Annotated in this window: 19 protein-coding genes; 5 read left to right on the plus strand and 14 right to left on the minus strand. The window is 71.8% G+C overall.

Going from position 1 to position 18,343, the window contains the following annotated elements; all coding sequences use genetic code 11:
* The first annotated feature begins 48 nt into the window (after positions 1–48).
* Positions 49–1,248, plus strand: a complete 1,200-nt coding sequence (locus ACWGJ5_RS32980) for a TerD family protein (RefSeq protein ID WP_453313284.1) — start codon at positions 49–51, stop codon at positions 1,246–1,248.
* A gap of 34 nt (positions 1,249–1,282) precedes the next feature.
* Here the strand turns inward: ACWGJ5_RS32980 and ACWGJ5_RS32985 are convergent, their stop codons facing one another.
* The 8 genes from ACWGJ5_RS32985 to ACWGJ5_RS33020 form a co-directional block, all read right to left on the minus strand.
* Entirely contained in the window at positions 1,283–1,858 is a 576-nt protein-coding gene (locus ACWGJ5_RS32985) for a TetR/AcrR family transcriptional regulator (RefSeq protein WP_453313285.1), read from the minus strand.
* Between the two features lie 58 nt (positions 1,859–1,916).
* The gene (locus tag ACWGJ5_RS32990; RefSeq protein ID WP_453313286.1) at positions 1,917–2,555 is read right to left on the minus strand and encodes a 2'-5' RNA ligase family protein; all 639 of its coding nucleotides are present in this window, start codon (positions 2,553–2,555) and stop codon (positions 1,917–1,919) included.
* 87 nt (positions 2,556–2,642) lie between these two features.
* Positions 2,643–2,993, minus strand: a complete 351-nt coding sequence (locus ACWGJ5_RS32995) for a hypothetical protein (RefSeq protein ID WP_453313287.1) — start codon at positions 2,991–2,993, stop codon at positions 2,643–2,645.
* 101 nt (positions 2,994–3,094) lie between these two features.
* Positions 3,095–4,111 carry a 1-aminocyclopropane-1-carboxylate deaminase gene (locus ACWGJ5_RS33000; protein ID WP_453313288.1) on the minus strand — a complete coding sequence of 339 codons (1,017 nt, stop codon included), beginning with the start codon at positions 4,109–4,111 and terminating at the stop codon, positions 3,095–3,097.
* A gap of 26 nt (positions 4,112–4,137) precedes the next feature.
* Complete coding sequence (locus tag ACWGJ5_RS33005; RefSeq protein WP_453313289.1) at positions 4,138–4,785, minus strand: GntR family transcriptional regulator; 648 nt, start codon at positions 4,783–4,785, stop codon at positions 4,138–4,140.
* A 94-nt stretch (positions 4,786–4,879) separates the two neighbouring features.
* The gene (locus ACWGJ5_RS33010; protein ID WP_453313290.1) at positions 4,880–6,460 is read right to left on the minus strand and encodes a TROVE domain-containing protein; all 1,581 of its coding nucleotides are present in this window, start codon (positions 6,458–6,460) and stop codon (positions 4,880–4,882) included.
* A 358-nt stretch (positions 6,461–6,818) separates the two neighbouring features.
* On the minus strand, positions 6,819–8,267 hold the full coding sequence (locus ACWGJ5_RS33015; protein ID WP_453313291.1) for an alkaline phosphatase PhoX: 1,449 nt from the start codon (positions 8,265–8,267) through the stop codon (positions 6,819–6,821).
* A gap of 164 nt (positions 8,268–8,431) precedes the next feature.
* Positions 8,432–9,859: a hypothetical protein gene (locus ACWGJ5_RS33020; RefSeq protein WP_453313292.1), complete on the minus strand. Its 1,428-nt coding sequence runs from the start codon at positions 9,857–9,859 to the stop codon at positions 8,432–8,434.
* Positions 9,860–10,124: 265 nt separating this feature from the next.
* On the opposite strand from ACWGJ5_RS33020, the gene ACWGJ5_RS33025 reads away from it, so the two are divergent.
* Positions 10,125–11,951: an endonuclease/exonuclease/phosphatase family protein gene (locus ACWGJ5_RS33025; RefSeq protein WP_453313293.1), complete on the plus strand. Its 1,827-nt coding sequence runs from the start codon at positions 10,125–10,127 to the stop codon at positions 11,949–11,951.
* 9 nt (positions 11,952–11,960) lie between these two features.
* Here the strand turns inward: ACWGJ5_RS33025 and ACWGJ5_RS33030 are convergent, their stop codons facing one another.
* The 5 genes from ACWGJ5_RS33030 to ACWGJ5_RS33050 all read right to left on the minus strand — a co-directional run bounded on the left by ACWGJ5_RS33030 (position 11,961) and on the right by ACWGJ5_RS33050 (position 15,139).
* Positions 11,961–12,698: an SRPBCC family protein gene (locus ACWGJ5_RS33030; protein WP_453313294.1), complete on the minus strand. Its 738-nt coding sequence runs from the start codon at positions 12,696–12,698 to the stop codon at positions 11,961–11,963.
* Positions 12,699–12,712: 14 nt separating this feature from the next.
* The gene (locus ACWGJ5_RS33035; protein WP_453313295.1) at positions 12,713–13,324 is read right to left on the minus strand and encodes an ArsR/SmtB family transcription factor; all 612 of its coding nucleotides are present in this window, start codon (positions 13,322–13,324) and stop codon (positions 12,713–12,715) included.
* Positions 13,325–13,418: 94 nt separating this feature from the next.
* Positions 13,419–13,979, minus strand: coding sequence for a DUF3618 domain-containing protein (locus ACWGJ5_RS33040; protein WP_453313296.1), 561 nt, complete (start codon positions 13,977–13,979; stop codon positions 13,419–13,421).
* 318 nt (positions 13,980–14,297) lie between these two features.
* The gene (locus ACWGJ5_RS33045) at positions 14,298–14,993 is read right to left on the minus strand and encodes a hypothetical protein (RefSeq protein WP_453313297.1); all 696 of its coding nucleotides are present in this window, start codon (positions 14,991–14,993) and stop codon (positions 14,298–14,300) included.
* Positions 14,990–15,139: a hypothetical protein gene (locus tag ACWGJ5_RS33050; RefSeq protein WP_453313298.1), complete on the minus strand. Its 150-nt coding sequence runs from the start codon at positions 15,137–15,139 to the stop codon at positions 14,990–14,992. The genes ACWGJ5_RS33045 and ACWGJ5_RS33050 overlap by 4 nt, the downstream gene beginning before the upstream one ends.
* Before the next feature lie 167 nt (positions 15,140–15,306).
* On the opposite strand from ACWGJ5_RS33050, the gene dapA reads away from it, so the two are divergent.
* Complete coding sequence (gene dapA, locus ACWGJ5_RS33055; protein WP_453313299.1) at positions 15,307–16,209, plus strand: 4-hydroxy-tetrahydrodipicolinate synthase; 903 nt, start codon at positions 15,307–15,309, stop codon at positions 16,207–16,209.
* Between the two features lie 447 nt (positions 16,210–16,656).
* Positions 16,657–17,160: a hypothetical protein gene (locus ACWGJ5_RS33060; protein ID WP_453313300.1), complete on the plus strand. Its 504-nt coding sequence runs from the start codon at positions 16,657–16,659 to the stop codon at positions 17,158–17,160.
* An 11-nt stretch (positions 17,161–17,171) separates the two neighbouring features.
* Here the strand turns inward: ACWGJ5_RS33060 and ACWGJ5_RS33065 are convergent, their stop codons facing one another.
* Positions 17,172–17,621 (minus strand): ester cyclase, encoded by a 450-nt coding sequence (locus ACWGJ5_RS33065; RefSeq protein WP_453313301.1) that lies wholly within the window; start codon positions 17,619–17,621, stop codon positions 17,172–17,174.
* 283 nt (positions 17,622–17,904) lie between these two features.
* On the opposite strand from ACWGJ5_RS33065, the gene ACWGJ5_RS33070 reads away from it, so the two are divergent.
* Positions 17,905–18,258 (plus strand): hypothetical protein, encoded by a 354-nt coding sequence (locus tag ACWGJ5_RS33070; protein WP_453313302.1) that lies wholly within the window; start codon positions 17,905–17,907, stop codon positions 18,256–18,258.
* Positions 18,259–18,343 lie beyond the last annotated feature (85 nt).

The following is an 18,343-nucleotide window of genomic DNA, read 5'->3' on the forward strand; positions in this document are numbered from 1 at the left end:
GTAAGGGAACGGTAAAGCGGTGTCGTTCGTTCACCCGGCATGACAGCTATGACCCCTGGCTCGAACATCCCTCTGCCGGCCGCGCGCGTGACGGTGGACGTCGCCGCTCCGGTGCGGCTCGACGTGTCGGGCCTGCTGCTCACCGCCGACGGCAAGGTGCGCTCGGACGACGACTTCATCTTCTACAACCAGCCGGCGGGGCCGGGCGTGACGTACGCCTCCGGCGGCGGTGCCGCACCGGACGCGATCACGGTCGACACCGCCGCCGTCCCGCCGGACATCGAGAAGATCGTGGTCACGGCCAGTCCGGACGCGACCGGCCAGACCTTCCAGGGCATCGAGCCGACGGCCACGATCCGCGACGCGGACGGCGGCGCGGTGCTGGCCACGTTCACCCCGCCCCAGCTCGGCGCGGAGACGGCGCTGGTCGTCGTGGAGATCTACCGCCGGGGCGGCACCTGGAAGGCCCGCGCGGTGGGCCAGGGGTACGCCAACGGGCTGGCCGGCATCGCGACGGACTTCGGGGTGACGGTGGAGGAGCCGACGGCGGCCCCGGCGGCTCCTCCGCAGCCGGTGGCCCCGCCGGTGCCCACCGTGCAGACCCCGGTCACCCCGCCCGCCCCGCCGGTGTCCCCTCCCCCGGTCCCGCCCGCGCCGGCTCCGGGCGCCGGGAAGATCAACCTCGACAAGGGCCGGGTCAGCCTCCAGAAGAACCAGACCGTCTCCCTCGTCAAGGGCGGCCGCCCGCTGCTCGCCCAGGTCAAGATGGGGCTCGGCTGGGAGCCGGCGTTCCGCGGTGCGGACATCGACCTGGACGCCTCGGTCATCGCCTACGGCCCGCAGCGCAACCACGTCGACAGCTGCTACTTCGGCAAGCTGACGATCCTGAACGGTGCGATCAAGCACTCCGGCGACAACCTCACCGGTGAGGGGGCGGGCGACGACGAGGTGATCACGGTCGACCTCGGCCGCGTCCCCCAGGAGGTCACCGGCCTGGTCTTCACGGTCAACTCCTTCTCCGGCCAGAAGTTCACCGAGGTCGCCAAGGCCTACTGCCGCCTGCTGGACGCCACCACCGGCGAGGAACTGGTCCGCTTCGACCTCACCCACGCCGAGCCCCAGACGGGTGTGATGATGGCCAAGCTCATCCGCCAGTTCTCGGGCGAGTGGGACATGACGGCGCTGGGCGACTTCGTCAAGGCGCGGACGGTGAGAAACATGGTGGAACCGGGGGCGCGGGCCCTGTAGACGGTCGTACGAGAGCCGGTGGCGCCCCCGTCCGTCAGGGGGCGCCCGGTCGCAGTCCCTCCGTCAGCAGGTACAGGTAGCGGCAGATCTGCCTCCCCTGCCCGTCCGCCAGCTCCGACGCGGACGCAACGCCGTGCGCCAGGCGCAGGACCTCGATCGGCTCGACGTCCCCCCGCAGGCTGCCCGCCCGCTGGGCCGCCTCCACCAGCCGCCGTGCCGCGTCCTGCATATGGGTGCCGCAGGCCGTGGCCGCGACGGTGCTGCCGTCGGTGACGGCCGAGCCCAGGAGGGCCTTCAGGCCGCGCACCTGGATCGCCCCGGCACACACCTCGCCCAGCCACTCCACCAGCGCCTCGCCCGGCGGGAGTTCGGCGGCCAGTTCGTCGGCCCGGGCCGCCATGGCCTCGATCCGGTCCACGTACGCGGCCTCCAGCAGCGCCTGCCGGGTCGGGAAGTGCCGGTAGAGCGTGCCGGAGCCGACGCCCGCCCGCCTGGCGATGTCGTCCAGCGACGCGTTCTCCCCGTGCTCGGCGAAGGCCTCCGCCGCGACCTTCAGCAGCCGCTCATAGTTGCGCCGAGCGTCCGCGCGCATGGGCCTGGCCTGCGGCATCCACAAACTCCTCGCGAACCGGGGTCCCCTGAATCCTATCGGGACCCGGTCCGCCCGGTCAGCGCGCTTCCGGAGGTTCGTACCCGCCGCCGGCCGGGTCCGGTCCGAGGTCGCGGCGTACGGCACCGGTGCCCAGGCCGATCACGGCACGCGTCCGCATGGGGCCGTCGTCACGGCGGGACAGCACCGCGATCTCGGCCACGCGCGCGTGCAGTACGCCGAGCCGGGCGGCGCATTCGTCGGCGAGGACGCGCGGGGCGTGGGTACGGCCGAGCGAGAGGTGCGGGGTGAAACGCGGGAAGCGGTCCCTGCAGGACGGGAAGGGCTCCGCCAGCACGCGCCGGAGCTCCGTCCAGGGCGCGGCGCCGGCCGCCGCGGGATCGAGCCACACGGTGGAGTAGGACCGGTGGCGGAAGGAGCGGACCCCGCCGAGCCGGATGTCGAAGGGCTCGCACTCCGAGGCCGCGGCGGCCAGCAGCGGGAACGCCGCCGGGAAGTCCTCCTCCGGCACGAAGCCGAAGATCAGGTTCACATGGGGCGGCCAGCGGCGGATCTGCGGGTCGTGCTCGGCGCGGATGTCCTGGATGACGGGCCACAGTCCGGCCGGCGGCAGCCAGGCCACGGCGGTCCGGGGCGTCGGTGCCGACTCCAGGCGGCCGGGAGCGGCGGCCGGGCGGGGCGTCGGGGGGCGGGACATACCGCCATCATGACCCCCGCCCGCCGCCGGCCGCCGTACGTGAACTCCGGCGGGTGGCTCACCATCCCCGCAGCACGATCAGGCTCCTCACGCCACCGAAGCGCTCACGTCGACCCAAGCGTCGGAGAAGCGTTCAGCCGCGCGCTTGTGGTGGTGCTTGCACCGCTTGTGATGGTGCTTGCACTTGTGGTGTTTGTGACAGGGCTTCGAGCTGTGGTGCTTGTGCTCCGGCTTCGACTCCTCGTGCTTGTGGCCCGGCTTCGAGTGCGTCTCGATGTGCGGGGAGCCCCACGTGACCACCGCGGTGGCCTGCGCGGAAGCCACGGCGGAGACCTGGTGCGGACCGTCGTTGCCGTCGGCGAAGCCGACGCCGGCGCCCAGGGTGGACAGTCCCGCGACCACCGCCGCCACGAGTGCGGCGCGCTGAAACGTGCGCATGCTTGTGCCCTTTCTCATCAGAGTGTGATGGTGCTACTACTCAGCGTGAGGATAGATATGCAGATCGTAGTAATGTGAGATCTGAGGCCCGGGCACGCCGACTAGAACAGTGCGCTGTACGCGTTCAGCGCCGGCTGGCCACCGAGGTGGGCGTAGAGCACGGTGGAGTCCCTGCCGATCTCACCGCGGCGGACGAGATCGATGAGCCCGGCCATGGACTTGCCCTCGTACACCGGGTCGGTGACCATGCCCTCGGTCCGCGCGGCCAGCCGCATCGCCTCAAGGGTGGCCTCGTCGGGGATGCCGTACGTCCCCCCGTGGTACCGCTCGTCCAGCTCGATGTCCGCTTCGGTCAACTCGTCCTTCACACCGATGAGTTGGCCGGTGGCGTGAGCGATGCGGGTGATCTGCCCACGGGTGGCGGCCGGTTCGGCCGACGCGTCGACGCCGATCACCCGGCGCCGCCGTCCACCCGCCTCCTCCAGTGCCCGGAACCCGGCGACCATGCCCGCCTGCGTGGACCCGGTCACCGAGCACACGACCACGGTGTCGAAGAACACGCCCGACTCTCGCTCCTGAGCGGCGACTTCATGGGCCCAGCTTGCGAAGCCGAGGCCGCCGAGCGGGTGGTCGGAGGCGCCGGCCGGGATGGCGTACGGCTTACCGCCCGCCGCCTCGACGTCCCTGAGCGCCTGCTCCCAGCTCTCCTTGAACCCGATGCCGAACCCGGCCCGCACCAGCCGCACCTCGGCCCCGGCGAGCCGGCTGATCAGGATGTTGCCGACCTTGTCGTACACGGAGTCCGGCCACTCGACCCAACTCTCCTGGATCAGCACACACTTGAGCCCGGCGCGGGCGGCGACGGCCGCGACCTGACGGGTGTGGTTGGACTGCACGCCGCCGATCGACACCAGCGTGTCGCAGCCCTGGGCGAGCGCGTCGGCGACCAGGTACTCCAGCTTGCGGGTCTTGTTCCCGCCGTAGGCGATCCCGGAGTTGCAGTCCTCCCGCTTGGCCCAGAGGGAGGCGCCGCCGAGATGGGCGGTCAGGCGCTGCAGGGGGTGCACCGGGGAGGGGCCGAAGAGAAGGGGGTAGCGGGCGTAGGACGACAGGGACACGGGACCTCCAGTGGCGGAAGACGGGGTCAGTCGGGGTCGGCCAGGTCGGTGAGCGTGCGCCAGATCTCCTCCGTGACCCGGACCGCGCCGTCCACGTCACCGCCGGCGCAGGCCTCGATCAGCCGCTCGTGCAGTCCGGCGGAGCGGCACGAGCCGCCCTCGCCGAAGCGCTGCCGCTCCAGGCGGCGGATGAGCGGGGTGTAGCGGGCGACGGTGGCGGCGGCCGCACGGTTGCCGGCCGCCCGGACCAGCACGTCGTGCAGGTCGTCGTCGGCGCGCAGGGCCTCGTCCACGTCGCCGGAGCGCACGGCGGCGGCGAACCGGTCGTTCGCCGCGCGCATCTCCGCGACGTCCGCCGGCCGCAGCCGGGGTACGGCGACCCGGGTGACCAGCTCGTGCATGGCACCGACCACGGCCGCCGCGTCCCGTACGTCGGCGGCGACCAGCGGGGTGACCCGGGTGTAGCTCTGCGGCTTGCTCTCCAGCAGCCCCTCGTCCGCCAGCCGCGAGAAGGCCTCACGCACCGGCGCCCGGGACAGCCCCAGCCGCTCGGCCAGGTCGGCGTCGCGCACCACCGCGCCGGGTTCGATCTCCCCGGCCACGATGGCGTCCCGGATCGCGGCGTAGGCACGGTCCCGCAGCAGGGTGCGGGGAACGGGTCGTAGGGCCTGCATGGACTGAAATGTTAGATGTCAGTCAGGCGCGCGGACAAGGATGTGGCCCGCACCCCCCGTAGAAGTGCGGGCCACGCTCAGGGCCGGACGCCGCTCAGTTCTGCCACGGCCAGCGGCTGTCGTCGGCCGCCTCGAGCAGTGACACCATGCGGAAGGCAGCATCCGAGAGGCCGCCGAACACATGCCGGTTTCCGCTTCCCGACGGTCCGTGGCCCGCCCGGTACCCCTCCAGGTTCCAGGTGTAGACGGGCACATGGGCCGGGATCCGGGCGGTCGGGTCGCCGTGCCGGTTCGGCGCGTACTGCTCGTCGGTGACGATCAGCACCCGGTCGTGCTTCCTGTAGTGCCGGCGCACCGCGTCGGTGGTGTCGGTGCCGCCCAGGTCGCCGAAGCGCTCCAGGATCTTCAGCACCGACTCGCCCTTGCGGAACGTCACCTTGTCGCTGGTCGTACCGAACTGGACGAGGTCGGCGTCGGCCGCCCGCAGCGCGAGCGCAGTGCCGAAGATCGCCGCCGCATCCGCCCGGGTGAGCTCCGAGCGGTCGCGCGACTGGGCCCAGAACATCGAGCCCGACCGGTCGACCAGGACCAGCGTCCGGCCCGGCAGCGCGGGCACGTTGGCCAGCGAGTGGCCGAGCGCCTGCTCCAGCGACCAGGACCAGCGCAGCGACGGCGCGTGCCGGTGGGCGGCGAGGTAGCGGAACGGGAACTGCCGCGAGCGCACCACCTGCTCCGGGTCGCTGATCTTCGCCGCCACGCGGGCCGCGACCTCGTCGGACACCCCGGCCTCGTCGAAGTTGCGCAGGTTGCGCACGAGCGCCATCGCACCCATCGACGGGATCACGGCCTCCCAGGCCGCCTTGTCCATGGGGCCCTGGAGCCAGCCGGCCAGCGCCTCCCAGGTGATGCCGGCCGCCGCGAGCCGTTCGGCGCCGCCGGGCGCGGTGACGACCGCCCGCCGGTCCCGCACCGGCAGTGCCATCAGTTCGCGGTGCGCGGTGAGCACCGGCAGGGACGCGGGCGGCACAGCGGTGTCCGGGTGGTGCCGGCGGTCGAGCGCGTACTGGAACAGCTCGCCCTGCCACGGCTTGTCCGGGTCCGGTGCCGCGTGCACCAGGTTGAGGATGTCGCCGAAGCGGTAGCCCTTGGACGCGGTGTCGTACTTCAGCAGCGACTTGGCGTGGTACAGCCGTCGTACGGCGTCGGCGACGCCGCGCTTGACGGGCTTGGGCACGGCGCGGCCGTACGCCGACGTCCAGTACGCGAGCAACTCGCCGGGCTCGTCCGGGCGCTGGAGTACGGAGTCCACGACCTGCCGGTTCGACGGGCCGTCGGTCGCGCCGGCCGTCAGACGTGCGTGCACGTACTCGGCGGCGCCCACCAGCGACGCCGTCCGCATGTGGCCCTCACCGCGCAGCCAGCCGAGCAGGCCGGCGGTCCAGTCCGGGTCGCTGACGGCGAGGTCGCGCACGAGCCGGGCGAACCGGTCGTCGCGGTCTCGGGCATTCTCGTAGAATGTGCTCCCGAGGAAGTGGGACACCGCCAGCAGAAAGAGCTCCGAACGCGCGTCCCGTTCCTGGCCCCGGCCGCCCTCATACGTGTGCACGTTCCGGCCGGTGGTGACGACGGGCGAGGTCGGCAGCGCCTTGGCGGCACGCGTGTTGAATCGCGCCATGGTGAATTCCCCCGAATTCATTGCGGTTTCGGAGGGAGGCGCAGCAACTGGAGGGTGTCCGAGTTCAGAGGTCGGCGACGGTCACATAACCCGGCGCGTCTTCCACTTCCGCCACACCGACACAAGTCGATGACGGGATTCGAACCCGCAACATACCGGGTCCCGAAGTATCCGCTGCCTGCGCACCGGACATCCACCACGAGCTGCGCCTCCCGAGATCAGGTCGGCTGCGGCTGTTGTTTCATTCCTGGGAAGGGAAGTAGCCGCTGCCCTCGCACCGGGAGGTGCGTGACGTTGTGATCTCACTGTAGGAGGCGCAGCACCGGACGTGCGAGCGAATTAATCTCCGCTTCCGCCGTTACCGCTTCTGCCGCTTCCACGGCCCCGTGATCGCGAGCATGATGCCGGGCGTCTGGATGTTGGCGAACAGGGTCCGGCCGTCGGGCGAGAAGGTGACGCCGGTGAACTCGCTGTACTCCGGCTCCGCTTCGGTGCCGATGTTGAGCTCGTTACGCGCGATCGGGTAGGTGCGGCCGCTCTCGGTGGCGCCGAACAGGTGCTGGACGCCCTCGCCGTCCTCGGCGATGACCAGGCCGCCGTACGGGGACACGGTGATGTTGTCGGGGCCGTCGAAGGCGCCGTCCCTGCCCGGGTCCGGGTTCACGCCGAGCAGGACCTTGAGCGTCAGGGTGCGGCGCCGCGGGTCGTAGAACCAGACCTGACCGTCGTGCTGGACCGGGCTCTCCGCGCGGGCGTAGGAGGAGACGATGTAGGCGCCGCCGTCGCCCCACCACATGCCCTCCAGCTTGCGGGCGCGGGTGACCTGGCCGTCGGTGAACTGCTTGCGCACCGACACGGTCTTCGCGTCGCGGTCGGGGACGTCCACCCAGTCGACGCCGTAGACGGTGCCGATCCTCGTGGCGCGGGACAGGTCGTCCACGAACTTGCCGCCGGAGTCGAAGCACCTGAAGGCCTGGAGCCGGCCCGCGTCGTCGGCGAGGGTGCGCAGCTTGCCGCGGCCGTGGCTGAAGCCCTCCGGCGGGGTCCAGCGGTAGAACAGGCCGTTGGGGCCGGCCGCGTCCTCGGTCAGGAAGAGGTGGCCGCGCCTGGGGTCGACGACGACGGCCTCGTGGGCGTAGCGGCCGAGGGCCTTGACCGGCTTGGGGTCGCGATTGGCCCGGCGGTCCTCCGGGTCGACCTCGAAGACATAGCCGTGGTCCTTGGTGAAGCCGTATCTCCCGGCCTTGTCCTCGGTCTCCTCGCAGGTCAGCCAGGTGCCCCACGGAGTGCTGCCGCCCGCGCAGTTGGTGGCGGTGCCCGCGATGCCGACCCACTCGGCGACCTCGCCGCCGCGGCGGACCTCGACGACGGTGCAGCCCCCGGCCGCCGCCGGGTCGTAGACGAGCCCCTCGGTCAGCGGCACCGGGTGCGGCCACTGGGCGCGGGCGCCGGCGAGCTCGTGGTTGTTGACGAGGAGGGTCGTGCCGCGGGGGCCATCGAAGGTGGCGGTGCCGTCGTGGTTGGACGGGGTGAACTCGCCGGACTCCAGCTTCGTCCTGCCGCTGTAGGTGATGATCTTGTACGTGAAGCCCGCGGGCAGGGCCAGGATGCCGTTCGGGTCGGAGATCAGCGGGCCGTAGCCGACGCCGTGGTGGCCCTCGTGCGCGGACTCCGTCCCGGTGCTGTCGATGTCGGTCGCGGCGAGGGCGTTCGGCGCGGTGGAGAGCACGCCGACGCTGCCCGCCAGGGCGACCCCGGCACCGGTGATCGCGGATTTTCTGGCGAAGTCCCTGCGGGTGAGCGACATGGTGTGTCTCCTGAGACGGTCGGAGTGCCGTGGAGGATGGCGGACCTCGGTTCGGCGCACACGCTCCCGCCACACCTTGAACGGGGGTTGAACAACGGACTACTTCAGAGGCCTTTGTTCAAGAATCCGTATGCGCCATCCCATGACCGGCTCAAGGACACCTTTCAAGCCCCGTGCTGCGACCGCGCCTTGAACGCCGCCTTCCGCGCCTCCTTCGCCACCTTCTTGTCCGGGTGCAGCCGCCCCATCGCCTCCAGCACGTCGGCCGTGGCCGGGTGCTCCACCCGCCAGGCCGCGGAGAAGAACCCGCTGTGCTGCGCGGCCAGCCCCTCCACCAGCGCCTGCAGCTCCTCGGAGTTGCCCTCGGCCGCCAGCTGCGCGGCCACCGTGTCGATGGTCAGCCAGAACACCAGTTCCTCGGACGGCGCCGGCACCCCCGCCGCACCGCGTTCGCTGAGCCACACCCGGGCCAGGCCGCCCAGTTCCGGATCGTCCAGCACCTCCCGCAGCGCCGGCTCGGCCTCGGTGCCGACCAGGGACAGGGCCTGCTGGCAGCGCAGCCGGCGCAGCGGCGCGCCCGGGTCCACACCCCGCGCCGCCGCCAGCAACTCCCGTGCCGCGGCGAGTGGTTCACGGCGCGCGAGCCACTGCTCGGTCTCGGCCTGGGCGGCCGCCTGGCCGAACACGGCCGTGGCGTCGAGCAGCGCGTCCGCACCCTTGTCGGCGAGGTCCCCGACGGCCGGCGCCCGGAACCCGGCCTCCAGCAGCCGGGCCCGCAGCCCGTACGCACCGAGCGGGGTGAGCCGGACCATGCCGTACCGGGTGACGTCGGTGTCGTCCAGCGACGCCGCGGACTCCTCCCCGGCGTCGGCCATCAACGCCTCGTCCACCGGCTGGTACTCCACGAGCCCGACGGGCTCCAGCACCCGGAACTGGTCGTCGAGCCGCATCATCGCGTCGGAGACCTGCTCCAGGACGTCGTTGGTGGGCTCGCCCATGCCGTCGGGGACGATCACGGAGGCGGCGAGGGCGGGCAGCGGGACCGCGTCCCCGCCGGGTCCGTCCTCACTCACCGTCAGCAGATAGAGGTTGCCGAGGACGCCGTCCAGGAACTCCGCCTCGGCCTCGGGATCCCAGTCGAGTGACGAGAAATCGATCTCGCCGCCCTCGTCCAGGGCGTCGACCAGGTCGTCCAGGTCGGGGACGCTCGCGTCGGCGATGACGGTCTCCAGCGCGCTGAGCCACACGGCGAGCACATCGGCCGGGGCGCCCCCGGTGAGCAGGTTCAGCTCCTCGCCGGCCCGGACCGTCCCGGCCTCCTCGTCCACGATCTCGACCAGTCCGGCGTCCACGGCGACCCGCCAGGCCTCGCTTGCGTACGCGGCGGCGTCGTCGTCGCTCAGTCCGAGCAGTTCGGCGGCGGCCGGAAGCTGCTCCTCGACCAGTCCGCCACCGGCGTCCACGCGGGTGTCGGGCCCGGCCCAGCGGGCGAGGCGGGCGGCGCGGGAGAGCAGCGGAGTGGACAGCGCGGCGTGTGCCAGCTCCGCTTCGGGGCGCAGCCGTACGGGCGGCAGGGGGGAGCTGTCTGACATCGGCTGGTTCTCCTCGGACCGTGAACGGGCTCAGCCGCTCAGCCTAGACGGATTTCCACCCATGCCGCCCGGTTCATCTCTGCGTCAGCAGTCGTACATGGCCGAAACCTTGACAACTCCCGTCGCCAGGCAGGAGATTGACGCGCGTAGAAGCTGGGGGGACAACTGTTCACTCGGCTCTACGCGTGTCACGGAGGGCTACGACCCCCACACGCTCCCGTTCCACCCTTGTCCCGGCACTTTGTCATGTCCCTGGAGGGATCCCTTGCCGAGCAGGTCTTCCGCGCGCCTCGCCGCGCTCACCGTCGCCGCCGTCTGCAGCGCGGCGTCCGCCGTCGTCCTCACCTCTCCCGCGCACGCCGACTCGGTGCGTATCCACGACATTCAGGGCACCACCCGAATATCGCCGTTCGCGGGCCAGAAGGTGACGGACGTGCCCGGCATCGTCACGGCCACGCGCGCATACGGCTCCTCCAGAGGTTTCTGGATCGAGGATCCGAACCCGGACGACGATCCGGCCACCAGCGAGGGTGTCTTCGTCTTCACCGGCTCCACGCCGAAGGTCGCGGCCGGCGACTCGGTGACGGTGACCGGCACGGTCTCCGAGTACGTCCCGGGCGGCACCTCCTCCGGCAACCAGTCGGTCACGGAGATCACCAAGCCGACGATCACGACGGTCTCCACCGGCAACACGGTCCCGGCGCCGGTCGTGATCGACGAGGACTCGGTGCCGGACGAGTACGCGCCGGAGGGCGACACCGCGGCCGGCGGCTCGATCAACGGCCTCACCCTGGACCCGTCGGCGTACGCCCTGGACTACTACGAGTCCCTGGAGGGCATGAACGTCCAGGTCGAGGACACCCGCGTGGTCACCGCCACCGACCCCTACAGCGAGCTGTGGGTCACGGTGAAGCCGTGGGAGCACCCGAGCCGTCGCGGCGGCACGGTCTACGGCTCCTACGACGGGCAGAACACCGGCCGGCTGCAGATCCAGTCGCTGGGCTCGACCGCCGACTTCCCGAAGGCGAACGTCGGCGACACCCTGGAGGGCGCCACCACCGGCCCGCTGGACTTCAACCAGTTCGGCGGCTACACGCTGGTGGCGAGCAAGCTCGGCACCCTGCAGAGCGGCGGCCTGGAGCGCGAGACCACGCGGAAGCAGTCGAGCCGCGAGCTGGCGGTGGCCACCTACAACGTCGAGAACCTCGACCCGTCGGACAACACGTTCGACCAGCACGCCGCCGCGATCGTGAACAACCTGCAGTCGCCGGACATCGTGTCCCTGGAGGAGATCCAGGACAACGACGGCGCCACGGACGACGGCACGGTCGACGCGAGTGTCACCGTGAACAAACTGATCGACGCGATCGTCGCGGCGGGCGGCCCGAAGTACGACTGGCGCTCGATCAACCCGGTCAACGACCAGGACGGCGGCCAGCCGGGCGGCAACATCCGCCAGGTGTTCCTGTTCAACCCGGAGCGGGTGTCCTTCGTGGACCGCGCGGGCGGCGACTCCACCACGCCGGTCGGCGTCACCGAGGAGAACGGCAAGGCCGAACTGACGGCCTCCCCCGGCCGCATCGACCCGGCGAACGCCGCCTGGAAGGACAGCCGCAAGCCGCTGGCCGGCCAGTTCGTCTTCCACGGCAAGACGGTCTTCGTGATCGCCAACCACCTGATCTCCAAGGGCGGCGACCAGGGCCTGACCTCGCAGTACCAGCCGCCGACCCGCAGCTCGGAGATCCAGCGCCACGCGCAGGCCACCGCGGTGAACGCGTTCGTCAAGGACATCCTGAAGGTCCAGAAGAACGCGAACGTCATCGCGCTCGGCGACATGAACGACTTCGAGTTCTCCGACACCGCGAAGATCCTCGAGGGTGACGGCGAGCTGTGGTCGGCGATCAAGTCGCTGCCGAGGAGCGAGCGTTACACCTACGACTACCAGGGCAACGAGCAGGTCCTGGACCAGATCCTGATCAGCCCGGCGGTCCGGCGCGGTTGCGACTTCGAGTACGACAGCGTGCACATCAACGCCGAGTTCAACGACCAGATCAGCGACCACGACCCGCAGGTGCTGCGCTTCCGGCCCTGACCGGGATGGTCACGCCTGGCTGAACACCTCGTTCAGCCAGGCCTGCCACGCGCCCTCGTTCGCCTCGGCGTCGGCGTCGGGCGCGAAGTCGTGGATGCTGATGCCGAGGGGGGCGCCCCAGTGGCCGCGCCCGAAGAAGCGAATGAGCGCGTTGTCGGTGCGCAGCCCGATGAAGTACGGGTTGCGGTAGTCGAGTACGGCGTCGAGGGTCCGCCCGCCGGGTCCGCGCACGCCGACCTTCGTGCCCGCCGCCGTGTCGTCCGTCAGACCGAGGGCGTGCCCGACGGCGGCGAGCGCCCTCGGGGTCTGCGAGGCGGCGGGGCCCTGCAGTTGGGCGAAGGTGACCGGCCGGGGCGCGAAGTGCGTCAGGTACTCGCACAGGGTGTGCAGATAGAAGTTGGTGTGCTTGCTCGCGCCGTCGTACTGGTTGTTCCAGTCGTCGGTGAAGATCCCGCTGTGGACATAGCGCACCCACGCGCGGCGCCCCTCGTCGCGCGGCTCGATGGTGTAGTCGAGCTGGTTGACGGTCTGGATCGGGAAGCCGACGTCCTCGCTGCGGTTGGTGTAGCGGTGGGGCGGGTCCCAGGCGGTGACGGTGGACCCGAAGGGCCCCTTGCCGCCCTCCCTGGGCTCGGGCGGGTCCATGGGCCACAGATAGCCGCCGGTACCCGTGGTGACGGCATCCCAGACCTTCTCGGGCGGGGCGTCGACCTCGAACTCGCGGACGATCTCGAATTCCTCGGACATGGCGGGGCTCTTTCTCACTGGTCCAGTGCGGGGGCGGGCTGCTGTTCCTTGACCGAGGGATGCAGGGCGACGACGATCCGGTGGTCCCTGCCGCCCTCGGCATCCGGGGCGTCGTACTTGCGGATCAAGGCGCTCACGCCCGCCGTCAGCTCCTGCACGAAGGCCGCGCGGTCGGCGGCGGAGGCGAACCGGACCTGGCCGTCGAGGGCATAGGTCGCCAGCCGCTTCCTGGCCATGGCGGCGCCGGTGATCAGCGCGCCGACGTCGCGCACCAGGCGGGCGCCGAGTGCGAGCAGCCAGTGCGCGGAGAGCTGGTCGCGGAAGCGGTCCGGGTCCGGCTGCACGGCGGGCAGGGCGGCCGGCGAGATGACGTACGACGCGGCGGTGGCGCGCATCAGCCGCTCGGTGACATTGCCCTTGCGGCGCTCTCCGGCCAGCTCGACCAGGCCGTGCCGCTCCAGCGTCTTGAGGTGGTAGTTCACCTTCTGCCGGGGCAGTCCGACCTTGCCGGCCAGCATCGCCGCCGACGCCGGCTCGGCGGCCAGCTCGGCGAGCAGCCGGGCCCGGATGGGGTCCAGCGACACGGCCGCCGCCTCGGGGTCCTCGATCACGGTCACGTCCAGCATGCGTCCACCCTCGCACCGAAAACTTATTTTGTCCAGGCGGCCCAAGTTTTCGGCGCGAGGGTGACGCGACGCCCTCCCGTGCGGACCGGTTCGGTCAGTGGTGGTGGCGCTGCCTGCGCCAGGCGATGCCGGCCGCCACCGCGGCGGCGCCCAGCACCCCCACGGCGAGGACCGGTCCCGGATGACGCATGCCCGCGCGCAGCGAGCCGCGCAGCGGCTGCGGGACGGCGCCCTCGACGGCATGCCCCGCACGTCCGGCCCGCCCCTGCACCGCATGCCCGGCCCGGGCCGCCCGCCCCTGCGCCGTATGCCCGGCCTGCGCGGCCCGCCCCTGCAGCGCGTGCCCCATCTCGGAGGCCTTGCCCTGCATGGCGTGACCGGCCTGGGCCGCCCGGCCCTGGACGGCATGACCGGCCTTGGCGGCCCTGTCCTGCATGCCGTGACCGGCGTGGGCGGCGCTCACCCGCAGCTGCACGGTCATGGCGCCGGCCTTGTCCCTCAGGTCGGCGGCCCGCACCCGGGCCCGATCCTTCACATCGGCCTTGCCGACCAACTGGGCGACGGTGTCACCGAGTTGGTGCCTGGCGTGCTCGATCTGCTGCCGCAGCTCGTCGGGGCCCTTGGCGCCCGAGCGGTGCGGGATCCTGTGCCTCATCGGTGTGCCCTTTCCCTGATCTCGTCGACGTCCGCCCGGACGCTGCCGAGCGTCTTGCCTGAGGCGGGCGCGTGATCCGTCCTGGCGCCGCGCACGGCGGGGAGGGGACGTGGCAGGTGGTGTCCGCCCACAGCGGCCGGCGAAAACGCGGAGCGCCCGTCGAAGGACAGTGCTCCGGACCGAGGACGGACACCAACCGGCGCGGCACCGACTCACAGACCACCGTAGGCGCGACCCCGGCCACGACGCACCCGCACGGGCCGCCACAGCCATCCGCACGTACGCACCCACAGGTCCGGGTACCCGGCCCGCGGCCCCTCAGCCCCGCTCGGCGCCCCCGTTCCCGAGCCCGCCCAGCCGCGCGAGCTGGCTCTGGAACCAGTCCAGTCGAGCCTGCAACAGCGCGGCCTCCGCGACGAGTTCGGGCACGCCCAGCTCTGCGCCGTGCGCCAACTCGGCGGACGGGAGTGCCGTACCGCCGCCCTGCGCCACGACCCGCAGCCCCTGCCCGGCCAGCCGGGCGAAGCCGGCGAGCGAGACGGACGTACGGCCGTGCACACAGCCGCCGCAGACGGGGGCGAGGGCCCGCCAGCCGGGTCTGCCCCAGCCGGCGTCGGCGACCGCGACGGCTGCGGCGCCGCAGGAGCACGGTCCGGCGGTGGCCGTGCGCACCCGCTGCCGGGCGTAGCGGAAGCCACGCTCGAAGCGGATGTACGCGCCGAGCACGGAGACCTCCAGCAGCAGGGCGGTCCGGTGCTCGGCGGTGCACAGCATGGCCTCGGCGGCACCGCGGTCGTGGACGCAGTGGAAGCCGCAGTCGCACAGCCGGGCCGGCGGGCGGTGCCGGCGGCCGTAGACGCAGGAGGCGTCGTCGAGCGCGGCGTACGGCAGCGCGCCGCCGAGCGAGACACCGGTGAACCCGGCCCGGGTGCCGTCCTGGGACAGCACCGGGTGGGCGATCTTGTATCCGGTCGGCGGCTCCGTCGGGCGTTCCGCGGGGAGCCGGAGCCTCATCGGTCGGCCGGGGCCTCTTCGCGGGCCGGCTCGGCCGGTTCGGCCGGTTCGATGCGGGCGGTCTCCTCGGCGAGCGGGGTCTGCTCCTCGTCGACGAGCGGCCGCTCCTCGGCGACTCCCGTGGCCAGTGCCTTGCCGAGCTTCATGGTGCCTCCCATGACGAACGTCGGTGACCCTCCGGCCATAGTGACCCATGAGGGGCCGAGTTGGACACAGGACCTTCGGCCGCCACCCCCACACATCAGCAATGCTTACCCATACCGTGTAGCAGAATTAAGTAGAGCTTCACCAAGGGCCCGCCGACACTACCCCTATGACGACCTCGAGCACCACCGCCCGCCCCTTCGGCCGCACGCTCTGCGCGATGATCACGCCCTTCACCGAGGAAGGCGCCCTCGACCTGGACGGTGCCCGGAAGCTGGCCGCGTGGCTGGTGGCCGAGGGCTGCGACGGCCTGGTGCTGAGCGGCACCACGGGCGAGTCGCCCACCACCACGGACGCGGAGAAGGCGGAGCTGGTCACGGCCGTGCGGGAGGCGGTCGGCGAGGAGGTGTCCCTGGTCGCGGGCGTGGGCAGCGCCGACACCCGGCACACCGTAGAGCTGGCCCTGGCGGCCGGGGAGGCGGGCGCCGACGGCGTGCTGGTGGTGACGCCGTACTACAGCAGGCCGCCGCAGGAGGCGGTGGAGGCGCACTTCCGCGCGGTCGCCGACGCGAGCGAGCTGCCCGTGATGCTGTACGACATCCCCGGCCGCACCGGCACCAGGATCGAGCCGGAGACGGTGATCCGCCTCGCCGCGCACCCGCGGATCGTGGCCGTCAAGGACTGCTCCTACGACTTCCTCGGCACCCAGAAGGTGCTGGCCCGCACGGACCTGGCGTACTACGCGGGCTGCGACGAGCATGTGCTGGCGCTGTACGCGGTCGGCGCGGCCGGCTGTGTGAGCACGGTCGCCAACGCCGTACCCGGCCGGATCGCCGCGATCCTCGACGCCTTCGACGCGGGCGACACCGCCCGGGCGACCGAACTCCAGCTGCGCGCCACGCCGTTGATCGAGGCGATGATGGGCGCGGGCCTGCCCGGCACGGTCACCGCCAAGGCCCTCCTCACCCGCCTCGGCCTGCCCTCGGGCCCGGTACGCGCCCCACTCCTGCCCGCCGACCGGGAGGCGGCCGACGCGCTGCTGGCGCACCACGAGCAGCTGACGACGGCCTGACCAGCGGCCGGCGAACCGGCTGCCGGTCCTGCTCGCCGCAGCCGGCTTCCGGCTCCTGAAAGCCGCCGAGCGGAACGGCCTCCGCCCTGCCGATCGTGACCACCACCAGCCGGGGCCGGCACCGCTCCACGTCCGGGCCCCGCTCCCAGGCGCGCAGCTCGGTGACGGTCACCTCCCGCCGCGGCCACTACAGCGGCCGCCGACTGATCTGCTGCCGGTACGGGATCGCCGGACGTACGCCCTCGAGTCGCCGATCCGCTGCCACCGTCCGGCCACCTTGACCAGCGCGTTCTGCGGCAGCTCCCCGGCGGCGAGCCGGGCGCCGCCGGTCGGCAGGACGGCGGTCCTCGGCGCGCGGACTGCCTGTGCGGCCCCGCCGCCCGTCATGCCTTCCGACCGGGAGAAAATTCCGGCGGCCGGTCGGTTGTCCTGCCGTACGGTGTCCCAGTGAGCCGCCCCCTGCTGTTCCTTGACGTCGACGGGCCTCTCAATCCGTACGCGGCCAAGCCGGAACGCCGGCCCGAGGGTTGTACGACGATCCGGGTGCCCCTGCTCGCCCGGCGCCCGCTGCGGGTCTGGCTGAATCCGGACCACGGCCCGGCCCTGCTCCGGCTCGGCTACGACCTGTGCTGGGCGACGAGCTGGATGGCCGAGGCCAACGTCTGGATCGCCCCGGTCCTCGGGCTGCCGCAGCTGCCGTACGTCGACTTCGGTACGGGTCTGTTCGCCGAGCGGCCCGACGGCGTGCACTGGAAGACGGAGGCGATCGTGGCGTACGCCGCGGGCCGTCCCTTCGCCTGGGTGGACGACGAGCAGGGCGCGGCGGACACCGCGTATGTGACGGCACATCACACAAGCGCCGCCCTGCTCCGGCACGTCGATCCGCGCGTCGGACTGCGGGAGACGGACTTCACGGCACTGAGGCGGTTCGCGGCCGGGCTGCCGGCATGACCGGGCGCCCGTCACCACACGTGTGAAGGGCGCCCGGAGGTGGGTCCGGCTTCGGCGAGGCCGAGTTGACGCAGCATGCCGAGTTCGTCGCTGCTGCCCCAGCGCTCGACGAGCTTGCCGTCACCGTCGAAGCGGCTGATCTGCATGCCTCGGTAGCTCACCTTCCTGCCGGTCGGCCGATGCCCCATCAGCGGTCCCAGATGCGTCCCGCTGACGGTGTAGGCGAAGGCCACCTCCTCGTCGGTGGCCACCAGGTGGTCCACCACGATCCGCAGGTCGGGAAAGGCCGTGCGCAGCTCGCCGAACATGGCCTTGTACCCCTCGGGCCCCGGCACCTGTCCCGGCGCTGGGTCATGGTCGACCGAGCCGGGCGCGACGATCTCCTCGAGAGCGTCGAGATCGCCGGTGACGACGGCCTCGCCGAAAGCGGTCTGTGCGGCGACGTTCGTTTGCTGGGACATGGATGCTCCTCGGGTGCGTGCCGACCACCGGCCCGTCCGCCGGCCGCGAGATCCACGCACCTGTGCCCTAGTGCGACCGTACATCGGGCCCACGCCCACGGCATGTGCTCGCCGTCCCGTGTGGGTCGACGGCGTACGGGATGGGAGCGGGGTGAGTGGTGGGTACGAGGGATAGCCTCAGCACCTGGTCTCAGGATTCGCGGGCACCGTGCGGTCCGTCTGCACACCAACGGACACGAGTATCGGCCGGTCAAACGTAGGGGCGGGGTGGATGAGCGTAAGTGTGGAGCGCGAGCGCTGGGAGCTGCGGGCCGGAAGCGGCGTGGGGCCGCTGCGGTACGGGATGTCTCCGGCAGAGGTCGCCGAGGCACTGCTGGTCTCCGAGCCGGAGGCACGGGTTGGCGGCCCGTACGGGCAGGAAGACTTCCCGGGCGGCCTGATGGCGTTTTACGACACGGGCAAGCTTGCATGCGTCGCCCTGGATGCAGTCGCCGGTCCGCAGGTCTTCCTGGCAAACTTCCCGCTGGCAGGCAGCGATCCGGCGCAGGGCCACCAGTTCCTCCTGGACCACGCCGCCGAGCACGGGAACTGGGTGCTCTTTACCCCTGACGCATCGCTCTCCTTGACGGGACTGTAAATCGTTCGGTGTAACTCCCGATCATGGAAGATGCATCGATGACCAGTGAGAACGTGGCCAAGGACGAGGGTGTCGAGTCCGCAGC

It is taken from the genome of Streptomyces sp. NPDC054783, from assembly GCF_053611725.1.